Source organism: Plantactinospora soyae (assembly GCF_014874095.1).
In the GTDB taxonomy this organism is placed as follows: Bacteria; Actinomycetota; Actinomycetes; order Mycobacteriales; family Micromonosporaceae; genus Plantactinospora; species Plantactinospora soyae.
Genome location: NZ_JADBEB010000001.1, coordinates 134864 through 159518 on the forward strand (window position 1 = coordinate 134864; position 24655 = coordinate 159518).

At 71.1% G+C, this 24655-nt stretch carries 25 protein-coding genes; 7 read left to right on the forward strand and 18 right to left on the reverse strand.

What is annotated here, in order from left to right:
- Positions 1–136: 136 nt before the first annotated feature.
- The 6 genes from H4W31_RS00545 to H4W31_RS00570 form a co-directional block, all read right to left on the reverse strand.
- Positions 137–814, reverse strand: a complete 678-nt coding sequence (locus H4W31_RS00545) for a 4-carboxy-4-hydroxy-2-oxoadipate aldolase/oxaloacetate decarboxylase (protein ID WP_192764828.1) — start codon at positions 812–814, stop codon at positions 137–139.
- Positions 814–1473, reverse strand: coding sequence for an RraA family protein (locus H4W31_RS00550; protein ID WP_192764829.1), 660 nt, complete (start codon positions 1471–1473; stop codon positions 814–816). Before H4W31_RS00550 ends, H4W31_RS00545 begins: the two co-directional genes overlap by 1 nt.
- The gene (locus H4W31_RS00555; protein ID WP_192764830.1) at positions 1470–2213 is read right to left on the reverse strand and encodes an RraA family protein; all 744 of its coding nucleotides are present in this window, start codon (positions 2211–2213) and stop codon (positions 1470–1472) included. Before H4W31_RS00555 ends, H4W31_RS00550 begins: the two co-directional genes overlap by 4 nt.
- Complete coding sequence (locus H4W31_RS00560; RefSeq protein WP_192764831.1) at positions 2210–3244, reverse strand: DODA-type extradiol aromatic ring-opening family dioxygenase; 1035 nt, start codon at positions 3242–3244, stop codon at positions 2210–2212. Before H4W31_RS00560 ends, H4W31_RS00555 begins: the two co-directional genes overlap by 4 nt.
- Positions 3245–3275: 31 nt before the next feature.
- A complete protein-coding gene (locus tag H4W31_RS00565) occupies positions 3276–4277 on the reverse strand; it encodes an amidohydrolase family protein (protein ID WP_192764832.1) in 1002 nt (333 codons plus the stop codon).
- A 217-nt stretch (positions 4278–4494) separates the two neighbouring features.
- The gene (locus H4W31_RS00570) at positions 4495–5268 is read right to left on the reverse strand and encodes an IclR family transcriptional regulator (protein ID WP_192764833.1); all 774 of its coding nucleotides are present in this window, start codon (positions 5266–5268) and stop codon (positions 4495–4497) included.
- A 185-nt stretch (positions 5269–5453) separates the two neighbouring features.
- Here H4W31_RS00570 and H4W31_RS00575 point away from each other — a divergent pair, with 185 nt between their 5' ends.
- The 7 genes from H4W31_RS00575 to H4W31_RS00605 all read left to right on the forward strand — a co-directional run bounded on the left by H4W31_RS00575 (position 5454) and on the right by H4W31_RS00605 (position 12425).
- Entirely contained in the window at positions 5454–6662 is a 1209-nt protein-coding gene (locus H4W31_RS00575; RefSeq protein ID WP_192764834.1) for a cytochrome P450, read from the forward strand.
- On the forward strand, positions 6662–6859 hold the full coding sequence (locus H4W31_RS00580) for a ferredoxin (protein ID WP_192764835.1): 198 nt from the start codon (positions 6662–6664) through the stop codon (positions 6857–6859). The genes H4W31_RS00575 and H4W31_RS00580 overlap by 1 nt, the downstream gene beginning before the upstream one ends.
- Positions 6860–6915: 56 nt before the next feature.
- A complete protein-coding gene (locus H4W31_RS00585) occupies positions 6916–8142 on the forward strand; it encodes an NAD(P)/FAD-dependent oxidoreductase (protein WP_192764836.1) in 1227 nt (408 codons plus the stop codon).
- Positions 8143–8245: 103 nt separating this feature from the next.
- The gene (locus H4W31_RS00590) at positions 8246–9538 is read left to right on the forward strand and encodes an MFS transporter (protein WP_318782957.1); all 1293 of its coding nucleotides are present in this window, start codon (positions 8246–8248) and stop codon (positions 9536–9538) included.
- A gap of 94 nt (positions 9539–9632) precedes the next feature.
- On the forward strand, positions 9633–10598 hold the full coding sequence (locus H4W31_RS00595; protein WP_192764837.1) for a MerR family transcriptional regulator: 966 nt from the start codon (positions 9633–9635) through the stop codon (positions 10596–10598).
- Positions 10599–10769: 171 nt separating this feature from the next.
- Positions 10770–11276, forward strand: a complete 507-nt coding sequence (locus tag H4W31_RS00600; RefSeq protein WP_192764838.1) for a GNAT family N-acetyltransferase — start codon at positions 10770–10772, stop codon at positions 11274–11276.
- A 21-nt stretch (positions 11277–11297) separates the two neighbouring features.
- Complete coding sequence (locus H4W31_RS00605) at positions 11298–12425, forward strand: hypothetical protein (RefSeq protein WP_192764839.1); 1128 nt, start codon at positions 11298–11300, stop codon at positions 12423–12425.
- A 173-nt stretch (positions 12426–12598) separates the two neighbouring features.
- Here the strand turns inward: H4W31_RS00605 and H4W31_RS00610 are convergent, their stop codons facing one another.
- From H4W31_RS00610 to H4W31_RS00665, 12 genes are all read right to left on the reverse strand, one after another.
- Entirely contained in the window at positions 12599–13408 is an 810-nt protein-coding gene (locus tag H4W31_RS00610) for a hypothetical protein (protein ID WP_192764840.1), read from the reverse strand.
- Positions 13409–13536: 128 nt separating this feature from the next.
- The gene (locus H4W31_RS00615) at positions 13537–14298 is read right to left on the reverse strand and encodes a mycothiol-dependent nitroreductase Rv2466c family protein (RefSeq protein ID WP_192764841.1); all 762 of its coding nucleotides are present in this window, start codon (positions 14296–14298) and stop codon (positions 13537–13539) included.
- Between the two features lie 17 nt (positions 14299–14315).
- The gene (locus H4W31_RS00620) at positions 14316–15362 is read right to left on the reverse strand and encodes an ABC transporter ATP-binding protein (protein ID WP_192764842.1); all 1047 of its coding nucleotides are present in this window, start codon (positions 15360–15362) and stop codon (positions 14316–14318) included.
- Positions 15359–16381, reverse strand: coding sequence for an ABC transporter ATP-binding protein (locus H4W31_RS00625; RefSeq protein WP_192764843.1), 1023 nt, complete (start codon positions 16379–16381; stop codon positions 15359–15361). Before H4W31_RS00625 ends, H4W31_RS00620 begins: the two co-directional genes overlap by 4 nt.
- Positions 16378–17349, reverse strand: coding sequence for an ABC transporter permease (locus H4W31_RS00630; protein ID WP_192764844.1), 972 nt, complete (start codon positions 17347–17349; stop codon positions 16378–16380). The genes H4W31_RS00625 and H4W31_RS00630 overlap by 4 nt, the downstream gene beginning before the upstream one ends.
- Entirely contained in the window at positions 17330–18379 is a 1050-nt protein-coding gene (locus tag H4W31_RS00635; RefSeq protein WP_192764845.1) for an ABC transporter permease, read from the reverse strand. Before H4W31_RS00635 ends, H4W31_RS00630 begins: the two co-directional genes overlap by 20 nt.
- Positions 18380–18510: 131 nt before the next feature.
- On the reverse strand, positions 18511–19059 hold the full coding sequence (locus H4W31_RS00640) for a TIGR03086 family metal-binding protein (protein WP_192764846.1): 549 nt from the start codon (positions 19057–19059) through the stop codon (positions 18511–18513).
- Positions 19060–19070: 11 nt separating this feature from the next.
- A complete protein-coding gene (locus H4W31_RS00645) occupies positions 19071–20645 on the reverse strand; it encodes an ABC transporter substrate-binding protein (protein ID WP_192764847.1) in 1575 nt (524 codons plus the stop codon).
- Positions 20642–21403 carry a mycothiol-dependent nitroreductase Rv2466c family protein gene (locus H4W31_RS00650; RefSeq protein ID WP_192764848.1) on the reverse strand — a complete coding sequence of 254 codons (762 nt, stop codon included), beginning with the start codon at positions 21401–21403 and terminating at the stop codon, positions 20642–20644. Before H4W31_RS00650 ends, H4W31_RS00645 begins: the two co-directional genes overlap by 4 nt.
- Positions 21403–22509 carry an oligopeptide/dipeptide ABC transporter ATP-binding protein gene (locus H4W31_RS00655; RefSeq protein WP_192764849.1) on the reverse strand — a complete coding sequence of 369 codons (1107 nt, stop codon included), beginning with the start codon at positions 22507–22509 and terminating at the stop codon, positions 21403–21405. The genes H4W31_RS00650 and H4W31_RS00655 overlap by 1 nt, the downstream gene beginning before the upstream one ends.
- On the reverse strand, positions 22506–23705 hold the full coding sequence (locus tag H4W31_RS00660) for an ABC transporter ATP-binding protein (protein ID WP_192764850.1): 1200 nt from the start codon (positions 23703–23705) through the stop codon (positions 22506–22508). Before H4W31_RS00660 ends, H4W31_RS00655 begins: the two co-directional genes overlap by 4 nt.
- On the reverse strand, positions 23705–24643 hold the full coding sequence (locus H4W31_RS00665; protein WP_192764851.1) for an ABC transporter permease: 939 nt from the start codon (positions 24641–24643) through the stop codon (positions 23705–23707). Before H4W31_RS00665 ends, H4W31_RS00660 begins: the two co-directional genes overlap by 1 nt.
- Between the last annotated feature and the right edge of the window lie 12 nt (positions 24644–24655).

Here is a 24655-nt window from a genome sequence, read left to right on the forward strand (position 1 = left end):
AGCCACGATTCCAATAACCGGAAGAGATGGACGGGCAATTCTGCAACCTGGAACACTTGCGATGAGCAATGCGGTTAGGAAGGGCCCCTTCTTCTACAAAAAGCGATAAGAAGGGGCCCTTCCTTACACCCAAGGCTTAGCGGAAGCCGTAGATGTCCAGGGTGAGTTCGCCCTGGCGGATCCGCTCCAGGTAGCGGCGTTCGGCCTGCTGGCGTTGGCGGGCGGCGGTCAGGACCGCGTCGACCCGGCCGGCCGGAAGGACGACCACGCCGTCCTCGTCGGCCACCACCAGGTCGCCGTCGTGCACGGTCACTCCACCCAGGACGATCGGTTCGCCGACGGTGCCGGGATCGTTCTTCACCGTGGTACGGAGCGCGATCGAGCTGCTGAAGGTCGGGAAGTCCAGGGCGGCGAGGCCGGCGGTGTCGCGTACCCCGCCGTCGATCACCAGGCCCGCGATGCCGCGCTGCTGGGCGGCCACCGTGAGCACCTCGCCCCAGTAGCCGCACGGCTCGCCCTGCCCGGCCACCACCAGGACCTGGCCCGGCCGGGCGGCGGCGACCGCGAGGTGCAGCGGCAGGTTGTCGGCCGGCGCGGTGCGTACCGGCAGCGCCGGACCGGCCACCCGGGCACCGACCCAGGCCGGCCGCAGGGTGTACGGCAGGAAGCACTCCTCCCGGGCCGCCTCGTAGACGGTGGCACTGCCCAGGGCGAGCAGTTCCGCCGCCACTGTCGGGTCTGTTGAGTCCACCGAGTCCGTCGAACCCGTCGAGTCCAGCGCCGTCGCCGGCGGCCTCGGGGAGTTCGCGGACATCAGGTCTCCTCCCGGCGCTGCAACCGGTGGTACCCGTGCCGGCGGCGCGCCTCGGCCAGGGTGGCGCCGGCCAGTATCTCGGCCACGATCGCCTCCTCGCTGGCGTGGATCCGTCCGGCCAGGGCGAGTACCTCGTCCTCCAGATCCACCGGCACCGCGACCACGCCGTCCGCGTCGCCGAGCAGCAGTTGCCCGGCGGCGACCTGTACCCCGCCGACGGTCACCGGTCGACCGACGTCGGAGACCTCGACCCGGTCCTTGCCGGTACGCATGAAGCGTCCCCGGGAGTAGATCGGGTAGCCGACCCCGAGGGCCCGGGCGACGTCCCGGCAGACCCCGTCGATGACGGTGCCGGCCACCGCGCGGTCGTGCGCCATCGCGGTCAGGATGTCGCCCCAGACCGTGCAGTCGGTACGCCCGCCGTTGTCCAGTACCACCACGTCCCCGGCGGGTACGTCGTCGAGGTAGTCGCCGACGCTGCCGGCCGGGTTGCCCGCGGTCACGTACCGCACGGTGAACGCCCGCCCGCAGAGCCGGGCCCCGTCGGCCAGTGGGGTTATCCCGAGCAGGCTGCCGGGGCGGCCGAGCCGGTCCAGCGCGTCCGACACCGTGGCGGTCGAGTACGCGGCCAGCGGATGGCCGATGCCGGGCTCGCTCATTCTGCCTCCTCCACCGAGGGGAACCGGCTGTCGTGCATGACCTGGCCGACGGGCTGGCCGGCCCGTACCGCCTCGGCCATGTCCTCCTCGCGGCGTACGATCCGCTCGGCCAGCGCGACGACCCGTTCCGCCTCGGCGGCCGGTACGAAGACCACGCCGTTGCGGTCGGCGACGATCCAGTCGCCGCTGTCGACCGGGTTGCCGGCGACCTCGATCCGCTCGTCCATTCCGAGCTGCACTATCCGGCCCCGGGCACTGACCGGGACGACGGCCCGGCCGAAGACCGGAAAGCCCAGTGACTCGCTCTCCGCGATGTCCCGGCAGGCGCCGTCGATGACGACGCCGCCGATGCCGCGTCGGGTCGCGGCGAGCGCGAGGATGCCGCCCCAGCACGAGACGTCGAGCCGGCCGTCGTTGGCGATCACCAGCACCTGGCCGGGGCCGGAGTCCTCGACCGCCGACGCGGCGATGTGCGCGGCCGGCTGGCCGTCGCGCCGGGGGCCGGCCCGGACGGTACGGACCGTGCCGACCACCGGTTCGGTCACCGGCCACAGTGCCCGGATGCCCGTGGTGGCGCCGGTCAGCCCGAGGGTGTCCAGCGCATCGGAGAGCGCACAACTGTCGAGTACGGCGATCCGGGCCCGCAGTGCGTCCGTACCCGCGGTATCTGTGACCGCGGTATCCGTACCCGCAACATCCGTGGCTGCGGCGTTCGTAAGCCGGCTTTCGGCGGCGGTCATGCCGGCCGCCCGGCCGAGGTGTCGGACTCCCAGGCGACGAAGCCCATCGCGTTGCCGGTGCCGGCCGCCGAGCGGTAGCAGGGCTGGTAGTCGACGAGCCGGGGAGTCAGCCCGCTGCCCCGCAGGGCGCCCGCGACCACGATCCAGTTCCGTAGCTCGGAGGTGCCGGAGCGGAGCAGCGCCGGAGACAGTCCGCGCAGGTGGTCGCCGTCGTCGGAGAGCAGTGCGTCGAGGAAGGACCGGTCCAGTTCCTCGTCGATGACGAAGTGGCTCAGCCCGCCGGAGGCGGCCAGCCCGACCCGGAGGTCGCCCGGGAAGGAGGCGATGGCCCGGCCGAGCGCCAGGCCGAAGTCCCAGCAGCGGGCCGCGCTCGGCGGGTTCGGCTCCCAGAAAGTGTTGACGAACAGCGGCACGAACGGGATGTCGCCGGAGCCGCCGAGGATGTTCTGGTAGACGAAGCCCCAGCCGTGCGGGATGCCGTGGTCGCCGTACTTCCCGGCGGGGAGTTCCTTCGACGCGCTGGGGTCGAAGCCCTGCTCGCTGGTGGCCCGGATCAGGTGTACGGCCAGCTCGGGATGGCACTGCCGGATGGTGCTCTCGGTGGGCACGTTGGCCACCTCGGCGATCGCCAGTCCGGGCGGCATCGCGGCCAGGTCCGCCGGCTTGAACGGCTCGTGCCGCATCGTGGCGCCGTAGTAGAAGGCGAACTGCGGCAACAACTCGTCGGTGAAGGTCTCCTTGTGGTCGCTGCTCACCACCACCAGTACGTCGGGTCGGGCGTCCCGCACCACGTCGCCGAGGGCGTCGATCGCCTCCCGGCACCGCTGATGCCGCTGCCGTCGTACCTCCGGTTCGTTCTCGGCGGTGAAGTCGTCGCGCAGCTCGGAGAGCTGGTCGAAGGTGTAGTCCTCGCCCCGGTAGGCCAGCGCCGGGTTGCGCCGGTCGGCGGCGGCCCGCTGGCCCCACTGCTTCGGCGGGGTGTTGAGCAGTGGCCCGTGCGAGGTGCCGATGCCCACCACGATCTCTGCCATCGGGTGCTCCTTCCCTGCGTCCCGCCGCCGGCTAGAGCCGGAACAGTTCGCGGGCGTTGGTCTCGAACAGAGCCGTACGTTGCTTGTCGTCGAGCCACTCGATGTCGTTGATCAGCAGGTGGATGTCGTCGATCCAGCGACCGGTCTCCGGGTCCCGCATCGAGCCGGTGCCGGGCTTCTCGGTGCCGAACAGGCAGCGGTCCACCCCGACCGCCCCCAGCAGCAGTTCGATGGAGTCGCGGGTGTAGAGGCAGGTGTCGTACCAGAGTTTGCGCAGGTTGTCCTCGAAGCGCTGGCCCTTGCGCAGCGCGCCCGGGGCGAACCGGCCGCGCTGGTACGGAACGGCCCCGCCGCCGTGCGACACCACGATCTTGAGGTCGGGGAAGTCGGTGAAGACGGCGGACTGGAGCAGGCCGATGACGGCGAGCGTCTCCTCCTGGATGAAGTGCAGCGAGTAGCTCTCCCGGGCCGGGGCGCGGCAGCCGGCGGAGTGGATCAGCACCGGTACGTCGAGTTCGCAGAGCGCCTCCCAGACCGGGTACCAGAACCGGTCGCCGAGGCCGGGCGGCTGGCGGGTGCCCTCGTACGGGTCGGGGTTGAGCATCGCGCCGACGAAGCCCAGTTCCTGGACGCAGCGACGCAGTTCGCGGGTCCACGTCGCCGGGTCGGTCTCCATGCTCTGCGGCAGTCCGGCGACGCCCCGGAACTGTCCCGGTTCCAGCTGGCAGACCCGGTGGATGACGTCGTTGGTCTCGGCGGTGAACCAGTCGACCAGGAAGGCCGGCGACTCACTGTGCATCGCCTGGTAGGGCCGGGGCGAGATGAGCTGGAGGTCGATGCCGGCGGCGGCCAGGTGGGCCAGGTGGGACTCGCCGCCGAAGCTCGGGTTCGGCTCGTGCAGGGCCGCCCGGAGCCGGTCGTCGCTGATTCCCGCGCCGCCCCGGCCGTGCGCGCCGCGATGGGCCAACAGGCCGGCCTTGTAGGCGTACAGCTCGCTCGGAGCGCTGACGTGACCGTGGACGTCGATGAACATGGTGCCTCTCCCGGGACTGGTGGTGACCGCGGCGGAGCTGGCGGTCGCGGCGCGGGCCGCTGGCGCCGTGGCCGGGTGCGGGCCCGGCCACGGCGACGTCGACCACGAGTGCGACCACGCAGTGCTCACACGCTAGCCCCGTGCATCGCCCTAGGGAATAGGAGGCACAGTTATTCTGATGTACGGAATCAGGACGACGGGCGCCCTGACCTGCCGCTCAGCGGTAGAGGCTCTCGCCGAGTTCTCTCGCCGCCTCGCGGAGCGCCTCCACCGCCCGGTTCACCCCTTCCGGGCCCATCCGGGCGGTCGGGCCGGCGATGGTGAGCGAGGCGACCGGCGTACCGGTGCGGTCCGGCAACGGTACGCCCACCGCCACCAGCCCAGGTTCGCTCTCGCCGTGGTTGACCGAGTAGCCCTGGGCGCGGGCCTCCGCCAACTCCTCGAACAGCGTGGCCCGGTCGGTGTTGGTCGCGTCGGTCACCTGCTCCAGCCGCTCGGTCGGGTAGAGCCGCTGCACCGCCTCCAGCGACATCCCGGCCAGCAGCACCTTGCCGCCGGAGGAGGCGTGCGCCGGCAGGCTCACCCCGGCCCGGGAGGCCACCCGGACCGCGTTCGTCGACTCGACCGAGTCGACGAACCGGACGTGGTTGCCCTCCAGGATCTGCAGGCTCGCCGTCTCGCCCGTCGTGGCCACCAGCCGCTCCAGGTACGGCCGGGCCTTGCGCCGTACGTCCAGTTTGGACAACGCGCCCATGCCGACCTCGATCAGCACCGGCCCGGGGTGGTAGGCCCGGGTGGTCGCGTTCTGCGCCGCGAAACCGCGGTAGACGAGCATCGCCAGCAGGCGGTGCGCGGTCGACCGGGCGACGTTCAGCTCGTCCGCCGCCTCCGCGACCCGGATGCTCGGCTTGGTCTTGAGTAGCAGCAGTAGCCGCAGGGCGTGGTCGACCGAAGCGATGTGATACGGCGGAACGGCCGGCTCATTCTTCATAGCGGAATGATAGCCAGGGTATTGCCACTGTGCAGATCCGCGTCGTAAGTTTCTGGCCGAGAGCACCGGCCACCCGCGCTACCCACGACCCGGCGTCGACTCGTCGACCGCCAACACCGGGGGGTGCTCCACTACTACGGCGCGCATGTCGAGCAGCGTGCCGTTGGTCGATGGGAGATTGTTCCATGTCACTGGCCGACCTGGTAGGACTCGCCCCGGACGCGCTGCGCGACCCGGGCCCCGTCTACGACGAACTACGGGCGAAAGGCGTGCATTTCGCCCCGGAAGTGAACGCGTACGTGGTGGCGAGCCACGAGGATGTCGGGCGCGTACTGCGGGACGCCAAGCGGTTCTCCTCAACGATTACTGTCGGAAATCCGCCACCATCGCCCACCGACGACCCCAACCGGCTACGCCCGCTGCTGCTGCTCTCCGACGACCCGGTGCACGCCACCCGACGCTCCATCGTCAACCGCGCCTTCACCCCGTCCCAGGTACGCAGCTGGGAACCGGTCGTCCGGCGGATCGCCGTACAGCACGTCGAGGCGCTGCGCGACGCCGGTGACGTCGACCTGGTCGAACGGATCGCCGCACCCCTGCCGGTACGGGTGATCAGCGCGCTGCTCGGCGTACCCGCCGACGACGTGGACCAGTTCCGGAGCTGGTCCGAGGAGATCACCAACTCGCTGGGCGGGCACGGCGGCGACCCGGAGAAGCGGGCACGGGTGCAGCGCGAGTTCACCGGTTACATGGACGCGCTGATCAGCCGGCACAGCGGCGAAGCCGGCGACGACGTCCTGTCGACCATCGTGGCGGCGGACCGGGCCGGTGAACTCACCCGACGCGAGGCGATCAGCTTCACCATCGAACTGCTGATCGCCGGCAACATCACCACCACGCACCACCTGGCCAGCAGCATCAAACTGCTGGCCGAGACGCCCGGCCTCGCCGACCGGCTGCGGGCCGAACCGGCACTGATCCCCCGGTTCATCGAGGAGTCGCTGCGGCTCGAATCGCCGATCCAGGGCTTCTACCGGCTCGCCCTCGAAGACTCGGTGGTCGGCGGCACCGAGATCCCGGCCGGCTCCCGGCTGCTGGTGCTCTACCAGGCGGCCAACCGTGACCCCGCCGCCTGGGAACAGTGCCCGCACCTCAAGCTCGACCGGAGCAACGCCGCCGCACACCTGGCCTTCGGCAAGGGGCCGCACGCCTGCATCGGCTCCTCGCTGGCCCGGCTGGAGGGCATCGTGGTGATCGAGACACTGCTCGACCGGCTCGCCGAGATCACCCTGCTCACCCCGGCGGACGAGGTGCCGTACCTGGCCAGCTTCATCAACCACGGCCCGACCTCGCTGCCGGCCAAGCTGGTGTTCACGCCATCGGCGGCGGCCTGATGGCCCTGCGGGTACACGTCGACCGGGACCACTGCGAGCTGCACGGCCAGTGCGTCGAACGGCTTCCGGCGGTGTTCCGGTTCACCGACGCGGGCGACCTCGACCACCTGACCGAGGCCGGCGACGACCTCGCCGACGACCTGGCAGACGCCCAGTTCCTCTGCCCGACCCAGGCCATCGAGGTCGGCCCGGCGTGAGCCCCGGCGAGCGGAGTCGGCCCGGCGTGAGCCCCGGCGAGCGGAGTCGGCCCGGCGTGAGCCCCGGCGAGGCCGACGGCGCTCCCGGCCGGGTGGTCGTGGTCGGCGCGTCACTGGCCGGGGTCCGGACCGCGCTGGGGCTGCGCCGGGCCGGGTTCACCGGAACGGTCACCCTGGTCGGCGCCGAGCCCTGGCTGCCGTACGACCGTCCGCCGCTGTCGAAGCAGGTACTGCTCGGCGAGTGGCCGGCGGACCGGACCCGACTGGCCAGCCCGGAACAGCTCGCCGAACAGGGCATCGAGGTCCGGCTCGGCGACCCGGCAGACGCCCTCGACGAGCAGGGTCGGGCGGTACTGCTCGGCTCCGGCGCCCGGATCGACTTCGACGCGCTGGTAGTGGCCACCGGAGCGGCGCCCCGCCCCTGGCCGTTCCCGACCCCGGCAACCGGGGTGTACGACCTGCGCCGGCTCGACGACGCGCTCGCGATCCGGGACGCGTTCGCCGGTACGCCTCGGGTGGTGGTGATCGGCGCCGGTTTCATCGGCACCGAACTCGCCTCGGCCGCCGCCCGGCGTGACCTGTCGGTCGACGTGGTCGAACCGCAGCCCGTCCCGCTCGCCGCCCAGCTCGGTACGGTCGCCGGCGCCGCCCTGCTCGACCTGCACCGCCGGCACGGGGTGCGGTTCCATGCCGGACGCGGCGTGGTCGCCGTACGCGGGCGGGACCGGGTCGAGTCCGTCGAACTCGACGACGGCACGCTGCTCGACGCCGACCTGGTGGTGGTCGGGATCGGCGTACTGCCGAACACCGGCTGGCTGCGCGGCAGCTCGCTGGACCTGGCCGACGGGATCCGGTGTGCCGCCACCGGGGTCAGCACGACGAATCCGGCGATCTGGGCGGTCGGCGACGTGGCCCGGTGGCCGGTCCCGGGAAGTGTCGAGCCGCGCCGGGTCGAGCACTGGACCAGCGCCGTCGAGCAGGCCGGGGTGGTCGCCTACAACCTGCTCCAGCCGCCGGGCGCCCGCCGGAGCGCCGCCGGAGTGCCGTACGTCTGGACCGACCACTACGGGCTCAAGGTGCAGCTCGTCGGGCTGGCGGCGGCCGACGACGAGACCACCGTCGTACACCGGTCACCGGACGGCGAGCGGTTCGTCGCCGTCCGGCACGCCGCAGACAGAGTCAGTGCGGCGCTGGCCTTCGGCATGCCGGAGACGCTGCCGAAGATCCGGGGTGCGGTCCGGTCCGGCGCCACGGTCGCGGAGGCCGCCGCGTTGTTCGGCTGATCGGGTACGAACTCCGACCGGCACCGCCCCGGCCGGTCCGACGGAAATGCGTTGATCCGGTGTCACCGGCCCGGTTACCGTGCGCGCACCTTCGGGTACGAGCGTGGGAAGCGGGGCTGACGTGGCGGGTACGGCCATCGACTCCGGTACCGACCCGCCCGGCCTGGGCGGACTGGGGCTGTTACGGCGTAACCGAGCCTTCCGGACGCTCTGGTCGGCCCGGGTCATCTCGTACGCCGGTGACTCGCTGAGCCTGGTCGCGCTGATGCTGCACGTGGCGGAGAGCACCGGCCAGGCGTTCGCGATCGCGTTGCTGCTGCTCGTCGGCGACTTCGCGCCGGCACTGCTCGGCCCGCTCACCGGTGCGCTCAGCGATCGGTTCGACCTGCGACGCGTGATGATCGGCGCCGAACTGGTCCAGGGTGGGGTGCTGCTGCTGATCGCCGTACTCCTGCCACCGCTGCCGGTGCTGCTGGCGCTGGTGGCGGTCCGGGCGATCGCCGGGCAGGTGTTCCAGCCGGCCTCCCGGGCCGCGGTGCCGGCGCTGGTCCGCGACCGGGACCTGGAGTCGGCCAACGCCGGCATCGGGTTCGGCACCAACGGCGGGGAGGCGATCGGACCGCTGCTCGCGGCGGCGCTGTTCCCGCTGGTCGGCGTACGCGGGGTGCTGTTGGTCGACGCCGTCTCGTTCCTGCTCTCGGCGGTCCTGCTCAGCTCGCTGCCCGGTCTGCCGGCGGCCCCGGCCGACGGCGCGGCGCGCGGGTCGCTGCTCCGGGACGCGCGGGCGGGCCTGGGCTACCTCTGGTCGACCCCGATCGTCCGGACGATCCTGCTGGGTTTCTGCGCCGTCGTGGCGTTCAACGGTGTCGACGACGTCGCCCTGGTGCTCCTGGCCACCGACACCTTCCGGGCCGGAAACTCGGCGGTCGGGCTGCTGCTCGGCGCGGTCGGGATCGGGCTGTTCGCCGGCTACCTGCTGCTGGCCCGGTACGGAGTACGCGCGCACATGGCCGGACTGCTGATCGCCGGGTTCGCGGTCAGCAGTGTCGGGAACCTGCTCACCGGACTGGCCTGGGCGGTCGGCGCGGCCCTCCTGTTGCAGGCGGTACGCGGACTCGGCATCGCGGCCATGGACGTCGCCACCAACACGCTGCTGCAACGGGCCGTACCCGAACGGATGCTCGGCCGGGTCTTCGGCAACCTGTACGGCGCGGTCGGGGTGGCCGCCGCGCTGTCCTACCTGGGTGGCGCCCTACTGCTCGACGCCACCTCGGCCCCGACCACCCTGCTGGTCGCCGGGGCCGGCGGCACGCTGGCCACCATCGTCACCGCCTGGGCGCTGCACCGGAGTTGGCACCGGGCCGCCGGCTCCGCGCAGCCGGATCAGCGGACGTAGCGGCCGCTGGTCCGGCCGTCGCCGGAGCGGATCCTGGTCCATTCGCGGCTCGGCACTTGACCTGGACCCCGGGGGCCGGGTTTAGCGTCGAGGGGTGCGAGCAGGAGAGTTGGCCCGGGTGGCCGAGGTGACGGTCCGGGCGTTGCGGTACTACGAGAAGGTCGGCCTGGTGGTTCCGGTCCGGCTGCCGAACGGCTACCGGGACTACGACCCGGTGGCGGTCCGCCAGGTGCGCGAGATCCGGGAGCTGACCAGCCTGGGGCTGTCGGTCGAGGAGACCCGGCCGTTCGTCGAGTGTCTGGCCAGCGGGCACGGCTCGGGTGACGAGTGCCCGGCGTCGCTGGCGGCGTACCGGCACGCGATCGACGAACTGTCCGTGCGGATCGTCCGGTTGACGCAGCGCCGGGACGCGCTGGCCGGACACCTGCGGGCCGCCGCCGAACGATCGATACCGAAAGGCGTGCAGCCCTTCTCCGCCGGTTACGGGCTCGACGGCCGACCGGTCCGGTGTGACCCGCCGATCCCGTCCGACGACGGGACGGCGGACCGGTTGGCCGGGGTACGGCTGCCGAACGTGACACTGCCGGCCAGCGACGGCTCGACGGTCGCCCTGACGGCGTTGGGCGCCGGACGGACCGTGCTGTACGTCTATCCGCTCACCGGTCGCCCCGGCGTGGACCTGCCGGAGGGCTGGGACACCATCCCCGGGGCCCGGGGCTGCACGGCCGAGGCGTGTGGGTTCCGCGATCATCACGAGGAACTGGTCGGCGCCGGCGCGGCCCGGGTCTACGGCCTCTCCTCGCAACCCGGCCACTACCAGCGGGAAGTGGTCGATCGGCTGCGCCTGCCGTTCACCATGCTCGCCGATCCGGAGTTCGCGGTACGCGACGCGCTGCGGCTGCCGACCTTCCCCGCCGGTGGGTTGACGCTGTACCGGCGACTGACGATGATCGTCAGCCGGGGTGTGATCGAGCACGTCTTCTATCCGGTGTACCCGCCGGCCCAGCACGCCTTCGAGGTCCTCGACTGGCTACGGACCCATCCGGAAAGTACAGAGTGAGTACCGCTACCAACGGCGACGCGGAGGTGGATCTGAGGTGTGCCGAGACGGCGGGAGCGGTCGCCGTACACGCCCGCTGGGGCAGCACGACCGAGGCGCTGGCAGGCTTTCCATGGGTGGCTCACCGACCAGCCCACGTCGTCGACCTGCTTCCGCCTTAGGAGACCCCTGTTGATCAGCACCACTCCCCTCGGCCAGGACGACCGCGCGAGCTGGGAACGGCTCTTCGCCGGCTACAACGCCTTCTACGGGCGGACCTGGCCGGCGTCCCGTTACGAGATCGCCTGGCGGGAGTTCCAGCGGGACGACCGGGTGCACGCGCTCGGGGCCCGGCTGGACGGTCAGTTGGTCGGCATCACCCACTTCCTCGTACACGCCAGCACCACCTCGCCCGACGTCTGTTACCTCCAGGACCTGTTCACGGACCCGGACGCACGCGGCAGGGGCGTCGCCCGCGCACTGATCCACAGCGTGCGGGAGTGGGCCCGCCAACAGGGCTGCGATCGGCTGTACTGGCACACCCGGCAGGACAACCACACCGCCCGCCGGCTCTACGACCAGATCACCGACAACCACGACTTCATCGTGTACGCGGTGCCGCTGGGCGGCTCGGACAACGCGGGTGCTCCCGTTACCGGTGACGCCAGTACCCGCGAACCCGACTCGCAGCCCTTCTGACCTGCGTAAAGTACATCCTCGATGCCAGCTGAGCCGGGTCCCGGGCCACACCTGCCGGCCCAGGCGTCGGCACGCCAACCGATGCTCGGGCTGGCCGGACTGCTGGTGGTCGTACCGTTCTTCTTCCTGCTCGGCTTCGCCTTCGGTAGCGCGGAGGAGTCGTTGCTGGTACTCGGCCCGCTGACCACCTTCGCCCTGTCCGTGATCGCGACCATCGCCTTCTGGTGGCAGGACTGGCCGGGCAGCCGGCTCCGCGCCGGATGGTCGGGCCTGACCGACACGCTGATCGTGATCGTGAGCGCGGTGGCCCTGACGATCCTCGGCCAGGCCGTGACCAGTCAGGTCGACCTGCATGGCGTCTTCGCCGCCGACCCCGGTCCCGGGCACCCGCCGACCTTCCCGGTGACCCTCGCGCTCGGTGCGGGCGCGTTCACGTTTCTCCTGCACCTGACCCTCGTCTGCGAGGGTTGGCCGATGCGCCGGCTCGGCTGGTTCTGGGGCGGTACGACGGCGCTGGTGGTGACGTACGGGCTGGCCGTGGCGGCGTACCTGCTGCTGGCGAACCTGGACGACGTACCGGCCGCGATGCGCGACGCCGAACGGCTGCGCAACCCCGGCGGGCCCGTTCCGGCGGCGCTGTACAGCGCGGCCCTGCTGATCCTGGGAGTGTGGCAGGTAGCGTTCTACGTCGCCCTGCGCGGCTGGCCGTTCACCCTGATCCGGCGGCGCGGCGTCCGGTTGGCGGCCGGCAACGCGGCGGTCGTCGCCGGTACCGCCGGAAGTTTCCTGCTTCTCTGGTCCGTCGCCGGCTGGGGGCCGGACCAGATGAACGCCGTCGGCGGTGTGGTGATCGCCAGCGGGCTGCTGGTCTCGATGCTCTTCGACGGCTGGCCCGCGAGCCGGCTCGGCCCGGCCGCGGCGCGGTTCTGCACGCTGCTGCTGATCGCCATCGTCGCGGTCCTGCTGTACGCGGCGCTGTCCGCCTATGCCGGGCAACTCCACTGGCGGCGGGCCAGTCCTGACGCCTGGGTGGCGCTCGCCGCGCTCAACTATCTCGCCCTCGGAATCGTCCTGCACGTCGCCGTCTGGCAGCGGTGGCCGGTGGTGCTCATCATGCGTCCAGCCGCCACGTCCGGCTCCGGTTCCTGATCGGCTGGAGCAGGCGCACGACCTACCGCGCTCCACATGACGGTCTTCGCGGTCGACGGCCAGTCCCCTCGGCGGTCTCTGCCAGCGTCCGAGCGCTTCTGCCCGCCTCCGGCCCGGTCTCTTCCCACCTCCGGGCGCTTCTTGCCGCGTCGGGCCCGACGGCCGGTGGATCCCTAGACGAACTGCCGGGACTCGGCGCCGCTCTCCGCGATCCCACCGCCGTACTCCGGCGGAAGATCGGCACGGAGTCGGGCCAGTTCCGTCGGGGTGCCGATGCCGGCGCGGAGCTGCGGCTGTTCGGCGTACCGGCGGATCGCCCCGGCGAGAAAGGCCGGCCGTACGTTCAGCATCCCGACCGGCAACTCGTCGGTACGCGGCGGACCCGCTTCCGGGTGCCAACCCCGACGGTAGAGCGTGAGCGATGAACCGGCCCGGGTCGGCGGTGGCGGTCCGCCCGGCGCCAGTTCGTCCCACGAGATGGTGACCCGGTGCCGAATCCGCTGGACGGTGATCCCGGCCGGATCGAGTACGACGGTCGCGCGCCGGACGAAGGCCGTGGCCACCGCGACCGCGATGATCACCCCGAGCAGGCCGACCGGAACGATCGCGGACTGCCAGTCGTCGAAGCCCAGCTGACCATCGGAGGTACGGGCGGCGCTCCCGATGAAGTTGCCGCCGACCCAGAGCAGCAGGATCGCCTGCGTTCCGGCAGTACGGGGAAAGGGCCCGACCACGAACCGGCGCGCCTCGGAGTCGACCTGAAACGCGGCGGGACGCAGCCGCAGCGGGCAGACGAACCGCGAGAAGACGACGACCGGGACGCCCAGACTGACCGTGAACGCCAGGAGATACACCACGAAGCTCAGCCAGGAGGGTTCGAGCCGGTCTCGCAGCGGTTGCGCCCACAGGGTCGCCGTCAGTCCGCCCAGCAGCGCGCCGAAGCCGATCCCCACAGCGGCGACCCGGGCGACCCTGAGTGACATGACGACAGCATAGAGGCAATGGTCAATACGACCGGTCCGTGCGTCCGTGCGGGGACGGGAGCGCCGACAGCCGGCGGAGTTAATAGGGGCCCCTTCCTATGCAGAAAGCGATAAGAAGGGGCCCTTCCTTACCGACGGAGGGTGGACATTGTCCACTCGAGGCTGGCGCCTTCGTGGGGGGCGCCCGGGGCTTGGGCGGCGCGGGCGGCGCGCATCGCCTGGATCCGGAGGTCGGCCCGCCAGACGGCGGCGGGTAGGTCGGCCCGGAGGCTCAGCTCCTTGCGGCGCTTGACCTCGAAAAGGTAGTCGTAGCCGACCAGGCCGGAGAAGTGGGTCCAGAGTTCGAGGCAGGTCTCGTCGTCCGGCAGTTCCCGGATGACCGGGCCGAAGACGGCCGGCCCCACGCCGCCGCCGAAGACCAGGGTGGGGACGCCGAACGCGCGTACCCGCTCCTGCCAGCCGCGATGCTCGTCGAGGACGGCGGTCCAGGTCGCCGGGTCGCCGACCGCCGCGTCGACCAGGGCCGGGTCGCGGCCGATCGCGGCCAGGGCGGCCCGGGAACTCGCCGCGCTGGTCGGCGCGGCGACCGGTCCGTCGGGACCGGCGGCCGGTGGCTCCGACTCCCACATCAGTGTGCCGAGCGCGCTGTAGAACCGACCCATCTCGGCCCGGTCGTACCGGTCGCGCAGCAGGATCGCGGTACGCAGCGCGGCGCCGTACTCCGCGTCGAGTGCCGCCGGGTCCTCGTCGGCGTGCAGGTTGACGACCTCCAGGGAGAGCAGCCCCCAGTCGAGTTCGATGGCGCCGAGCGCCTCCAGCCGGCGGGCCCAGCGGGAGGTCTGGTAGCACCACGGGCTACGCGGGTCGAACAGGAAGGTGATCTTTTCCATCTTCGGGACCTCGTTCTCTAGTCGACCGCGTCGTCGGAGCCGTCCGCCGAGGAGGCCGGGGACGCCGGGGGAAGCGGGAAGTGGCAGGCCACGGCGTGGTCCGGGCGGATGGTCCGGACCGGGGGCGCCTCGGCGGCGCAGATCTCGGCCGCCCGCGGGCAACGGGTACGGAACCGGCAGCCGCTCGGCGGATCGAGTGGCGACGGCGGCTCGGCGGCGAGTTCAGCGGGTACCCGGGGCCGGGGCATCTCCGGATCCGGGCTCGGAATCGAGTCGAGCAGCGCCCTCGTGTACGGGTGCAGCGGGTTCCGGTACATCTCCTCGGCCGGGCCGACCTCGCAGAGCGCGCCGAGGTACATCACCGCGACCCGGTCGCTGACCTGCTTCACCAGCGCCAGGTCGTGCGCGATGAAGAGGTACGACAGGCCCAGTTCGGTACGGAGCCGCTCGAAGAGGTTGAGCACCTGGGCCTGGCTCAGCACGTCGAGCGAGGAGACCGCCTCGTCGCAGACGATCAGCGCGGGCGAGAGGGTCAGCGCCCGGGCGATCGCCACCCGCTGGCACTGGCCGCCGGAGAGCTGGGCCGGCCTGCGGGTGCCGAAGACGCCCGGGTCGAGCCCGACCAGGTCGAGCACCTCCTCGACCCGGGCCCGACGCTGCCGCCGGTCGCCGACCCGGTACGCCGCCAACGGCTCCTCGACGATCGAGGAGACCGTCCACTTCGGATCGAGTGAGCCGTACGGGTCCTGGAAGACCGCCTGCATCTGTCGGCGGGCGGCGACCAGGTCCCGACGTTTCCGGGCGGTGGTCAGGTCGACTCCCTGGAACCACACCTCGCCCGACTTCGGCGGTGGCGCCTGGAGTACCGAGCGGACCATTGTCGACTTGCCGGAGCCGGTCTCCCCGACGACGCCCAGGGTCTCCCCCGACCGCACCTCGAACGAGACGTCGGAGACGGCGTGCACCACGCCGCCGCGTACCCCGCCGTGGGCCCGTACGACGAACTCCTGGACGAGGTTGCGGACCTCCAGGATCGGCTTGCTGGTCCCGTTTCCGACCGTCATCTCTCGTCCTCACATGGGAAGAAGCAGGCCCACTCGTGGTCCGGCTCCTGCTCGTCCAGGGCGGGCCGATCCGTTCGGCAGTGCTCCTGCACCCGGAAGCAGCGCGGTGCGAAGGCGCAGCCCTCGTGCAGCACCGTCAGGTCCGGCGGCCGGCCGGAGATCACCGGCAGCGGGGCGTGCGGCGGGCGTTCCAGCCGGGGTGTCGCGTCCAGCAGTGCCCGGGTGTACGGCATCCGGACGTGCGAGATCATCCGTCGGGTCGGGGCACGCTCGACCACCCTGCCGGCGTACATCACGGCGATCTCGTCGGCGTACGAGGCGGCCAGCCCCATGTCGTGGCTGATCAGTACCAGCCCCATGTCGAAGCGCTGCTGGAGGTCGAGCAGCAGGTCCATGATCTGCGCCTGGGTGGTGACGTCCAGCGCGGTGGTCGCCTCGTCGGCGATCAGCAGTCTCGGCTGGCAGGCGAGGGCGATCGCGATCATGACCCGTTGCCGCATTCCGCCGGAGAGCTGGTGCGGGTACTCGTGGAACCGCCGCGCCGGTGCCGGCAGCCGGACCATCGCGAGCAGTTCGATCGCGCGTTCCCGGGCCTCGCGCCGGCCCAGCGGCAGGTGTACCCGGATCGCCTCGGTGATCTGGTTGCCGATCCGCATCGTCGGGTTCAGCGACCGGGCCGGGTCCTGGAAGATCATCCCGACCTCCCGGCCGAGACACTGCCGCAGCTCCTTCTCGCCGACCCCGACCATCTGCCGGTCGCCGAGCCGGATCGAACCACGGACGGTGGCGGTCCGGGGCAGCAGGCCCAGCACGGCCCGGGAGGTGACGGTCTTGCCGGAACCGGACTCGCCGATCACCGCGAGCGTCTGCCCGGCGGTCACGGTGAGGTCGACCCCACGGACCGCGTAGACGATCTGGTCCCGGGTCTGGAAGGTCACCGAGAGGTCCTCGATGGCCAGCAGTGGCGGCTCCGGGTCAACTCCGCTGGTCGCGGCGCCCGGCTGGATGGCAGTGGTCATGGTGCACCGGTCCGGGCTCGCAGGGCGTCGCCCAGGGTGTTGAGGCAGACGATGGTGAGGAAGAGGCAGGCGCTCGGAATCAGCACCAGCTCCGGATTGCTGGAGATGTACGCCTGACCGCGCGAGATCATCATTCCCCAGCTCGGCTCGGAGGCCGGTACGCCGAAGCCGAGGAAGCTGAGCGACGCCTCGATGGTGATCGCGGCGGCGACCCAGAGCAGGCTGTAGGTGAGCAGTTGCGGCAGCACGTTCGGGGCGATGTGCCGGACCAGGATCGTTCCGTCCCGCTGGCCGGCCAGCCGTGCGGCGACGACGTACACCTGCTCGCGCAGTCGGAGGGTGGCGGCCCGGGCCAACCGGGCGAAGGTGGGGATGGAGAAGAACGAGATCGCCCAGATCACGTTGAGCTTGCTCGGCGTCAGGTACGTCGAGACGACCAGCACCAGCACCAGGGACGGGAACGCGATCAGCATGTCCAGCACGCGCATGGTGAGGGTCTCCAGCCACCCGCCCTTGAACGCCGCGAACATCCCGAGCGAGCCGCCGAGGACCAGCCCGATCAGGTTGGAGGTCAGCCCCACCTCCAGGGACACCCGGCCGCCGTAGAGCAGCCGGGCGACGATGTCGTTGCCCAGCGGATCGGTGCCGAGCAGGTGTCCCGGCGAGAACGGCGGCAGGTTCGCGTGCAGCAGCGAGCCGGTCGTCGGGGAGGGCAGGTCCCGGTAGACCAGCGGCCACAGGAAACAGGCCAGCATGATCAGCCCGAGGATGGCCCCGGGAATCCAGATGTCCCGGCCGGTACGTTCCCGCCGGCCGCGACCACGGCCCCGGTTCCGGCCCGGCGGGGTGGTGGCGGTGGGTCCGGCACCGGTCGGGTCCGCCCCGCCCGGACCGGTGCCGAGCCCGGCCCGGTTCCCGGAGGACCCTGATGAGGCGTTCGCGGCGAGGTCAGGCGGTTGGACGGCCATGGCGAATCCTTGGATCGAGGACGGCGTAGAGCAGGTCGGTGACGAGGTTGGCGCCGACGACGAAGCACGCCATCACCACCACGTACGCCTGGACGACCGGAATGTCCCGGCTGTTGATCGCCTGGAGCAGGCCCTGGCCCATGCCGGGCAGGCCGAACATCTGCTCGATGATCACCGTGCTGCCGATCAGGGCGCCGAACTGGAGCCCGACGATGGTCAGCAGGCTGAAGACCGAGTTGCGCAGGGCGTGCCGGATCAGCACCTGCCAACTGCCCACGCCCTTGGCCCGGGCCGTGGTGATGTAGTCCTCCCGGGCCATCTGGTCGACGATGTCGGCCCGCAGTACCCGGGTGTACTCACAGAACAGCGCGAACGCGATCGCGGTGGCCGGCAGGATCATGGCCCGCAGGTTCTGCCCGAGGCCCTGCGCGACCGGCACGTAGCCGACCGCCGGCAGGATCCGCAGGCTGACCGCGAAGACCAGGACCAGGACGAGGGCGAAGACGAAGTTCGGCACCGAGAGCCCGAACATGCTGATCTGCATCCCGATCCGGTCGGCGAATCCACCGGGCCGCTTCGCCGCGACGACCGCGGTAGGCACCGCGAGCAGCAGCGCCAGCGCGAACGCCAGGACGACGAGTTCCAGCGAGACCGGCAGGGCCCGGCCCAGGATCGTGGTCACGGCCTCGTTGTTCTGCAACGAGTTGCCGAGGTCGCCGGTCAGCGCGTTGCCGAGCCACTGGAAGTACCTGAGCAGGAAGGGTTCGTCCAGGTTGAGCCGGGCGGAGAGCGCCGCGACCTGTTCCGGGGTGGCATCGTCGCCGAGCAGCGCGACGGCGGCGTTGCCCGGCAGCAGGTTCATCAGGCAGAAGGTGATGAAGGTGGCGCCCCAGACCACCGGGATCGACTGGAGCACCCGTTTACCGACGACCCGTACCGCCGGCGAGCGGTTGAGCAGGCCGAACAGCCGGCCCGGACGGGACGGCGTCCGGGCCGGCTGACCGGCTGACCGGGTCAGCGTGTCAGACATCGAGCACCGCGCATTCCGGGGTCCCACCCGGACATCGGCGCCGGTGACTCCGGGCCGAGTTTTGGAGAGCAGAAGAGAGACCTACCGGAGTGGCGTCCACGAGAATTCCTAACATATCCGGGGCGGTGGTGTCACGGGTTACGTCCGCAGGCGAGCAGCAACCGGGTCTGCAGGTCAGCGTCGGGTACGGCCTCCGGCAGCGGCGCCCCGAACCGGTCGGCCGGCAGGCTCCCCTGCGCGGCGGCCGGCGCGAAGAACCCGTACGCGACCCGGACCAACCCGTCGTCCATCGCCTCGTCGAACCCGATCGCCCGGGCCAGATCCCAGCTGTGTACGACCAGCCCGCTGATCCGCATGATCAGAAACTGCTCGCCGCTCACCGTCCGCTTCGGCAGCCGTACCTCGGCGGTCATCGCGCCCGGCTCCCGGAACGCCGACCTGATCACCGGGGTGCTGGCCCGCCAGGCCTCGGTCAGGTCCCCGGTGACCGGGGTCCGGTCCACCTCCTCGCCGCGCAGCAGCTGGCCGCAGTGCGCGTTCCCCTCGATCACGTGCCGGACCAGCGCCGAGGTGTCCCACTCGGTGCACGGGGTGGCCCCGGTCCACTGGTCCGGGCCGACCGCCACCAGCCGCTTCTCGAAGGTGTCCAGAGCCTTGTCCAGCTCTCCGAGCAGATCCATTCCGCACGCTCCTAACAGGTCAGTCGGGCACTTCTGAACTGGGCACCGACGGCCGCGAAGTCGACGTCGGCCAGGCACTTGGACTGGAAGGTGTAGTTCGGCCCGCTGATGATCGGGATGTCGACCCCGAGGTCGTTCATCGTCGACCAGACCTTGCGCCAGGTCGTCTGCCGTACCGCCGCGTCGAGGGTCTGGTTGGCCGACTGGATCAGCTCCGGCACCTCCGGGTGCTCCCGGGCGAACCCGTGCTTGCCCTGCGGCGTGGACGGGGACTGGAACGAGGTGTAGAACTGCGGGTCGTTGATGCCGCCGCTGAAGGCGTACGCCATCTGGTAGGTGCCGTCCGAGTACGCCTCGCTGAGCTGCGGCCCCTGCACCGCCTTGACCTGTGCCCTGATCCCGCACTGCTGCCACTGCTGGGCCAGCGCGTTCGAGATCACCTGCGAGTGGCCACCGATGTTGAGCAGGCTGAACTCCAGCCCACCGAGCTGGTCCACCAGCGCCTTGCCCTTGGCCGGATCGAACGGGTACGGGAACTGCGCCTTCGCCCCGTCCACCCCGCCGTCGGGGTAGTACAGGCTGTCCGCACCGGCCAGTACGTACGCCGGGGTGACCCAGCCACGCTGCACGTTCTTGGCGATCGAGTCCCGGTCGGTGCAGTAGTTGATCGCCTGCCGTGCCTCCGGCCGGTTGAACGGCGGCTTGTACGTGTTGATCGGCAGGAAGGCGTAGAGGGTGTTCTCCCCGGCGATGGTGGCGATCTCCTGGTTGGCCTTCGCGTCGTCCAGCACGTTCGGCGGGGTGGAGACGCCACTGACCTGCACACTGTCGATCGAGCCGGAGGCGACGTGCTGGTAGGAGACCTGCGCCTCGGGGCTGGTGTTGATGTACTTGACCTCGGCCAGGTGGACGTTGCTCCGGTCCCAGTACTTCTCGAACGGCTTGAGGACCAGTTCCTCGCCCGGCTTGTGGCTGACGATCTCGAACGGCCCGGCACCGACCGGCTTCAGCCCGAACTGCTGCTGGCCGATCTTCTTGTGCGCGGTGGGCGAGCCGATCAGCGTCGCCGGGGTGTACGTCAGGAAGGCGATCATGGTCGCGGTCGGCTCGCTGAACGTCATCGTGACCTGGTGCTCGCCGCTGGCCGTGACCGACGACATCTGCTTGAAGTACTGGGCGTTCGGCGACTCCGCGCTCTTGTAGCGCTCGAAGTTGTAGACCACCGCCTCGGCGTCGAACGGCGTACCGTCGGAGAAGGTCACGCCCTGGCGCAGGTCGATCGTGAGCGTCTTGAGGTCGTCGCCGTACTTGTAGCCGGTGGCCAGGTCCGGGACGAAGTCGCCGTCCTTGGACTCCGGCGGGTCGAAGAGCGAGCCGTAGATGTCCAGCGAGATCGGCACGGACTTGCTGATGTAGCCGGTGCCGCCCGGGTCGAGGGTCTTGTAGTTGTACCCACCGACGGTGATCTTGCCGTCCGCGCCGCCGTTGCCGGTGGCGCCGTTGCCACCGGACCCGCCGCAGGCGGCCAGGGCGAGCCCGACGCTCGCGACCAGGGCCAGCCGGAGGAGTACGTTTCGTCGTCTCATCCCTGCACTCCGTTCTTCCCCGTCGACGCCACTACCGGTTGATCTGGAGCCGCCGCCGGCTGATCCGTTTCGGCCTCCGGCTCGGGGGCGGCCCAGGGCCGTTGACCCCAGGGCCACCACGGCGTACGGGCACCGTCGTCGTGGAAGATCGCCGGCAGTGTCGGGGCGCCGAGCCGGCCCCGCTTGAGTTCGGAGAAGCTGTCGTACCGGACCAGCCAGGAGACGTGCCGCCAGAGTTCGACCGCGTCCTCGTCGCTGGGCATCCGGTTCAGCACCGGGCCGAAGATCATCGGACCGTCGCCGCCGTCGAGCGCGATGGTGGGTACGCCGATGCTCCGGGCCCGGCCGATCAGTCCCTGGTGGTCGGCGACGACCTCGGCCCAGGTTCCCGGATCGGCCATCGCCTCGTCGAACAGCACCTCGTCGAAGCCGGCCTCGACCACCGACTCCCGGACCGCCACCACCAGGTCCGGGGCGGGCGGCCGGGATTCCCAGGTACGCCGGGACAACGCCCGGTAGAACGCCCCGATCGCCGTGGAGCCCGCCTTACGCCGGATCGCCACCGCACAGCGCAGCGCCGGTCCGGAGATCGCCTCCAGTTCGAGCGGGTCGGCGCCCTCCGGAAGGTTGAGGATCTCCAGGCAGAAGAGTCCCCAGTCGAGTTCGACCTCGCCGAGTTCCGCCAGTCGCCAGGCCCACTTGGTGGTCAGGTAGCACCACGGGCACCGGGGGTCGAAATAGATCTTTATGGCTTCCACTACAGATCACCCTTGTTTTCCGGCAACGGTTCGGTCAGCGGCATCGATTCGGGACGTGGGGACGGACGGGCGGGAACGGGTACGTCGACGGCCCGGGTACCGCCGAGCGGAAAGTGGCAGGCGACCCGGTGACCGGGCGCGATCTCCCGCAGCTCGGGCACCCGGTCGGCACAGGTCTGCTGGGCGTAGACACAGCGGGTGCGGAACCGGCAGCCGGACGGCGGGCGCAGTGGGGAGGGCTGTTCGCCGACCACCGGGATCCGTTCCCGGACCGTCTCGGTGTGCAGGTCCGGCGGAATCGCCGAGAGCAGCGCCGCCGTGTACGGGTGGGCCGGGCTGGCGAACAACTCGTCCGTCGGGGCCGTCTCGCAGAGCCGCCCGAGATACATGATCCCGGTCCGGTCCGCGAGGGTACGCACCACCGCGAGGTCGTGGGCGATCAACAGGCAGGTCAGCGACAACCGGTTCTTCAGCTCGAAGAGCAGCCCCAGCACCTGGGCCTGGATCGAGACGTCGAGCGCGGTGACCGGCTCGTCCAGGATGACCAGGTCCGGTCGGGACACCAGGGCGCGGGCGATGGCCACCCGCTGGGCCTGACCGCCGGAGAGTTCCCGGGGCCGCCGGCCACCGAAGCGGCTGGCGTTCAGGCCGACCAGGTGCAGGATCTCGGCCACCCGGCGGCGCCGGTCCACGCTCGACCGCACCCCGGCGGTGATCAGCGGCTCCGCCACACTTCGCTCGACCGTCCACCGTGGATCGAGTGCCGAGAACGGGTCCTGGAACACCATCTGTACGCCACCGCCGGTGCCCCGCCGTCCGGTGCCGCGCATCCGCCGCCCGCCCACGGTACGGCCGCTCACCGTCACCCGCCCGCTGACCGGTCCCGGCGCCCCGATGACCGTACGGGCCAGCGTGGACTTGCCGGATCCGGTCTCGCCGACCAGGGCGAACGTCTCGCCCCGGGCGATCGTGAAGCTGACTCCGGCGACCGCCGACACCGTCGACCGCTGGAACGGCCGCCGCCCCTTGACCTTGAACTCCTGGACCACGTCGACGCAGTCCAGCACCGGCGCCGGCACCGGCTCGGATCCCGACCCGGTCGTCATGGGGCCACCTCCGCTACCGGCGTCGTCGACGACGACTGTGAGGACGTCGACGACTGCGAGGACGTCAACGACTGTGGGGACGTTGACGGCTGTGCGGAGGTCGACGGCTGTGCGGAGGTCGACGGCTGCGGGGGCGTCGATCGGGGGTGCCAGCAGCGGACGAGGTGTCGATCGGTCACCTCGACCAGGGCCGGCCGGTCCTGTCCGCAGTCGTCCTCGGCGTGCTCGCACCGGGCCGCGAAGGCGCATCCGGGTGGCGGGTCGCGCGGATCCGGTGGCGATCCCTCGATCGGTCGGGGCGGCCGGCCGGGAAGTCCGACATCCGGTACCGCCCGGATCAGCGCCTGGGTGTACGGCATCCGGGAGGTCCGGGCAATGCCTCGGGCCGGCAACGCCTCGACCACCTGCCCGCCGTACATCACCAGCACCTGTTCGGCCCGGGAGGCGGCCAGCGCCAGATCATGGGTGACCACGATGTTGCTGATCGAGTGGGCCTCGCGCAGCCCGTCCAGCAGGTCCATGATGGCCGCCTGGGTGGTCACGTCCAGCGACGACGTGGGCTCGTCACAGAAGATCACCTTCGGCCGGCAGGCCAGCGCTATCGCGATCACGATCCGCTGCCGCATTCCGCCGGAGAGTTCGTGCGGATAGGCGAAGTACCGCTCGTCCGGCGCGGCGATCCCGACATCGCGGATCAGTTCGACGCTGCGCCGACGCGCCTCCGCCCGGCCGAGTGGCGCCTCGCCGGACGCCTGGTCGGGCCGCCCCGAGCCGGCGAGCATCGCCTCGGCGATCTGCGGCCCGACCCGCATCGTCGGGTTCAGCGACCGGGTCGGATCCTGGAACACCAGCGAGGCGACACCGCTGACGAAGTGACGGCGCTTCGCCCTCGGCAGCTGCGCCACGTCGACGCCGTCGAAGCGTACGGTGCCGGTGACCTCGAACCGGCGCGGATCCAGCAGCCCCAGTACGGCCCGGATGCCGATCGACTTGCCCGCGCCGGACTCGCCGACGATCGCCATCGCCCGCGCGGGTGCCACCCGGTAGGACAACCCCTCCACCAGGGTCAACATGGCCGAGCCCCGCCGCACCCGTACGGTGAGGTCCTCGACCTCGACCACCGGAGTGGTCCCGGGTGCGGTGGATGCCGGCGGCCCAGTGGGCCGGTCGGCCTGGGTGGGTCCGGAACGGGTCATCAGCGCTCCTCGGTCAGCCGACCGCGGAGTCCGTCCGCGACCAGGTTCAGGGACAGGACGGTGACGAACAGCGCCATGCTGGGCAGGACGACCAGTCGGGGATCGCTGCTGAGGTACGCGTCCCCGGTGGCGATCAGGTTGCCCCAGGTCGGCTCGGGCTCCGGTACGCCGAGTCCGAGATAACTCAACCCGGCCTCGATCATCATCGCGGTGCCGATGGTGAAGAGCGCGAAGCCCAGCAGCGGCGGCAGGACGTTCGGCAGGATGTGGCCGAAGATCACCCGGTACGCGGCGGCGCCGTCGCTGCGGGGTGCGGTGACGAAGTCCCGGTGCCGGACGGTCAGGGTCTGCGACCAGGCCAGCCGACCGAACCGGGAGACCCCGAAGAGGCTGATCGCCAGCGTGGTGTTGGTGAGGCTGGGACCGAGGTAGTCGGCGATCACCAGGGCGAGGATCAGGCCGGGGAAGGCCAGCAGCGTGTCGAAGAGCCGCATCACGAACGTCTCGTAGAGGCCGCCGAAGAAGCCGGCCGTCACCCCCAGCAGGGCGCCCGCGAGCAGACTGATCGCGGTGGCACCGAGCCCGACGATGATCGACACCCGGCCGCCGTGCAGCAGCCGGGACAGCACGTCGTTGCCGAGTTCGTTCGTGCCGAGCGGATGACCGGGTGAGCCCATCGGGGCCATCGCGTTGGCCAGGTCACCGGTGACCGGGGACGGCAGCGACAGCAGGGCCGGCCCGGCGAAGCAGGCCAGCACCACGACGACGAAGACCGCGGCCGGGATGCCCACCGACGGCGCCCGCAGCGCGCGGCCGAGTTGGGCGAGCCGGGCGAGGTGGCGGTCCCGGCCGGGAGCGGAGATCCACGCCTCGTCGGCGTCGGAGACCGCGATCGGCGCGGGGTCCGACACGTCCCTTCGCTGTACGTCGGTACTCATTGCGATCGCCTC

Coding starts and splice junctions, on each gene's coding strand:
- H4W31_RS00545 (WP_192764828.1), bottom strand. CDS start 814: ATGTCCGCGAACTCCCCGAGGCCGCCGGCGACGGCGCTGGACTCGACG.
- H4W31_RS00550 (WP_192764829.1), bottom strand. CDS start 1,473: ATGAGCGAGCCCGGCATCGGCCATCCGCTGGCCGCGTACTCGACCGCC.
- H4W31_RS00555 (WP_192764830.1), bottom strand. CDS start 2,213: ATGACCGCCGCCGAAAGCCGGCTTACGAACGCCGCAGCCACGGATGTT.
- H4W31_RS00560 (WP_192764831.1), bottom strand. CDS start 3,244: ATGGCAGAGATCGTGGTGGGCATCGGCACCTCGCACGGGCCACTGCTC.
- H4W31_RS00565 (WP_192764832.1), bottom strand. CDS start 4,277: ATGTTCATCGACGTCCACGGTCACGTCAGCGCTCCGAGCGAGCTGTAC.
- H4W31_RS00570 (WP_192764833.1), bottom strand. CDS start 5,268: ATGAAGAATGAGCCGGCCGTTCCGCCGTATCACATCGCTTCGGTCGAC.
- H4W31_RS00575 (WP_192764834.1), top strand. CDS start 5,454: ATGTCACTGGCCGACCTGGTAGGACTCGCCCCGGACGCGCTGCGCGAC.
- H4W31_RS00580 (WP_192764835.1), top strand. CDS start 6,662: ATGGCCCTGCGGGTACACGTCGACCGGGACCACTGCGAGCTGCACGGC.
- H4W31_RS00605 (WP_192764839.1), top strand. CDS start 11,298: ATGCCAGCTGAGCCGGGTCCCGGGCCACACCTGCCGGCCCAGGCGTCG.
- H4W31_RS00610 (WP_192764840.1), bottom strand. CDS start 13,408: ATGTCACTCAGGGTCGCCCGGGTCGCCGCTGTGGGGATCGGCTTCGGC.
- H4W31_RS00615 (WP_192764841.1), bottom strand. CDS start 14,298: ATGGAAAAGATCACCTTCCTGTTCGACCCGCGTAGCCCGTGGTGCTAC.
- H4W31_RS00620 (WP_192764842.1), bottom strand. CDS start 15,362: ATGACGGTCGGAAACGGGACCAGCAAGCCGATCCTGGAGGTCCGCAAC.
- H4W31_RS00625 (WP_192764843.1), bottom strand. CDS start 16,381: ATGACCACTGCCATCCAGCCGGGCGCCGCGACCAGCGGAGTTGACCCG.
- H4W31_RS00630 (WP_192764844.1), bottom strand. CDS start 17,349: ATGGCCGTCCAACCGCCTGACCTCGCCGCGAACGCCTCATCAGGGTCC.
- H4W31_RS00635 (WP_192764845.1), bottom strand. CDS start 18,379: ATGTCTGACACGCTGACCCGGTCAGCCGGTCAGCCGGCCCGGACGCCG.
- H4W31_RS00640 (WP_192764846.1), bottom strand. CDS start 19,059: ATGGATCTGCTCGGAGAGCTGGACAAGGCTCTGGACACCTTCGAGAAG.
- H4W31_RS00645 (WP_192764847.1), bottom strand. CDS start 20,645: ATGAGACGACGAAACGTACTCCTCCGGCTGGCCCTGGTCGCGAGCGTC.
- H4W31_RS00655 (WP_192764849.1), bottom strand. CDS start 22,509: ATGACGACCGGGTCGGGATCCGAGCCGGTGCCGGCGCCGGTGCTGGAC.
- H4W31_RS00660 (WP_192764850.1), bottom strand. CDS start 23,705: ATGACCCGTTCCGGACCCACCCAGGCCGACCGGCCCACTGGGCCGCCG.
- H4W31_RS00665 (WP_192764851.1), bottom strand. CDS start 24,643: ATGAGTACCGACGTACAGCGAAGGGACGTGTCGGACCCCGCGCCGATC.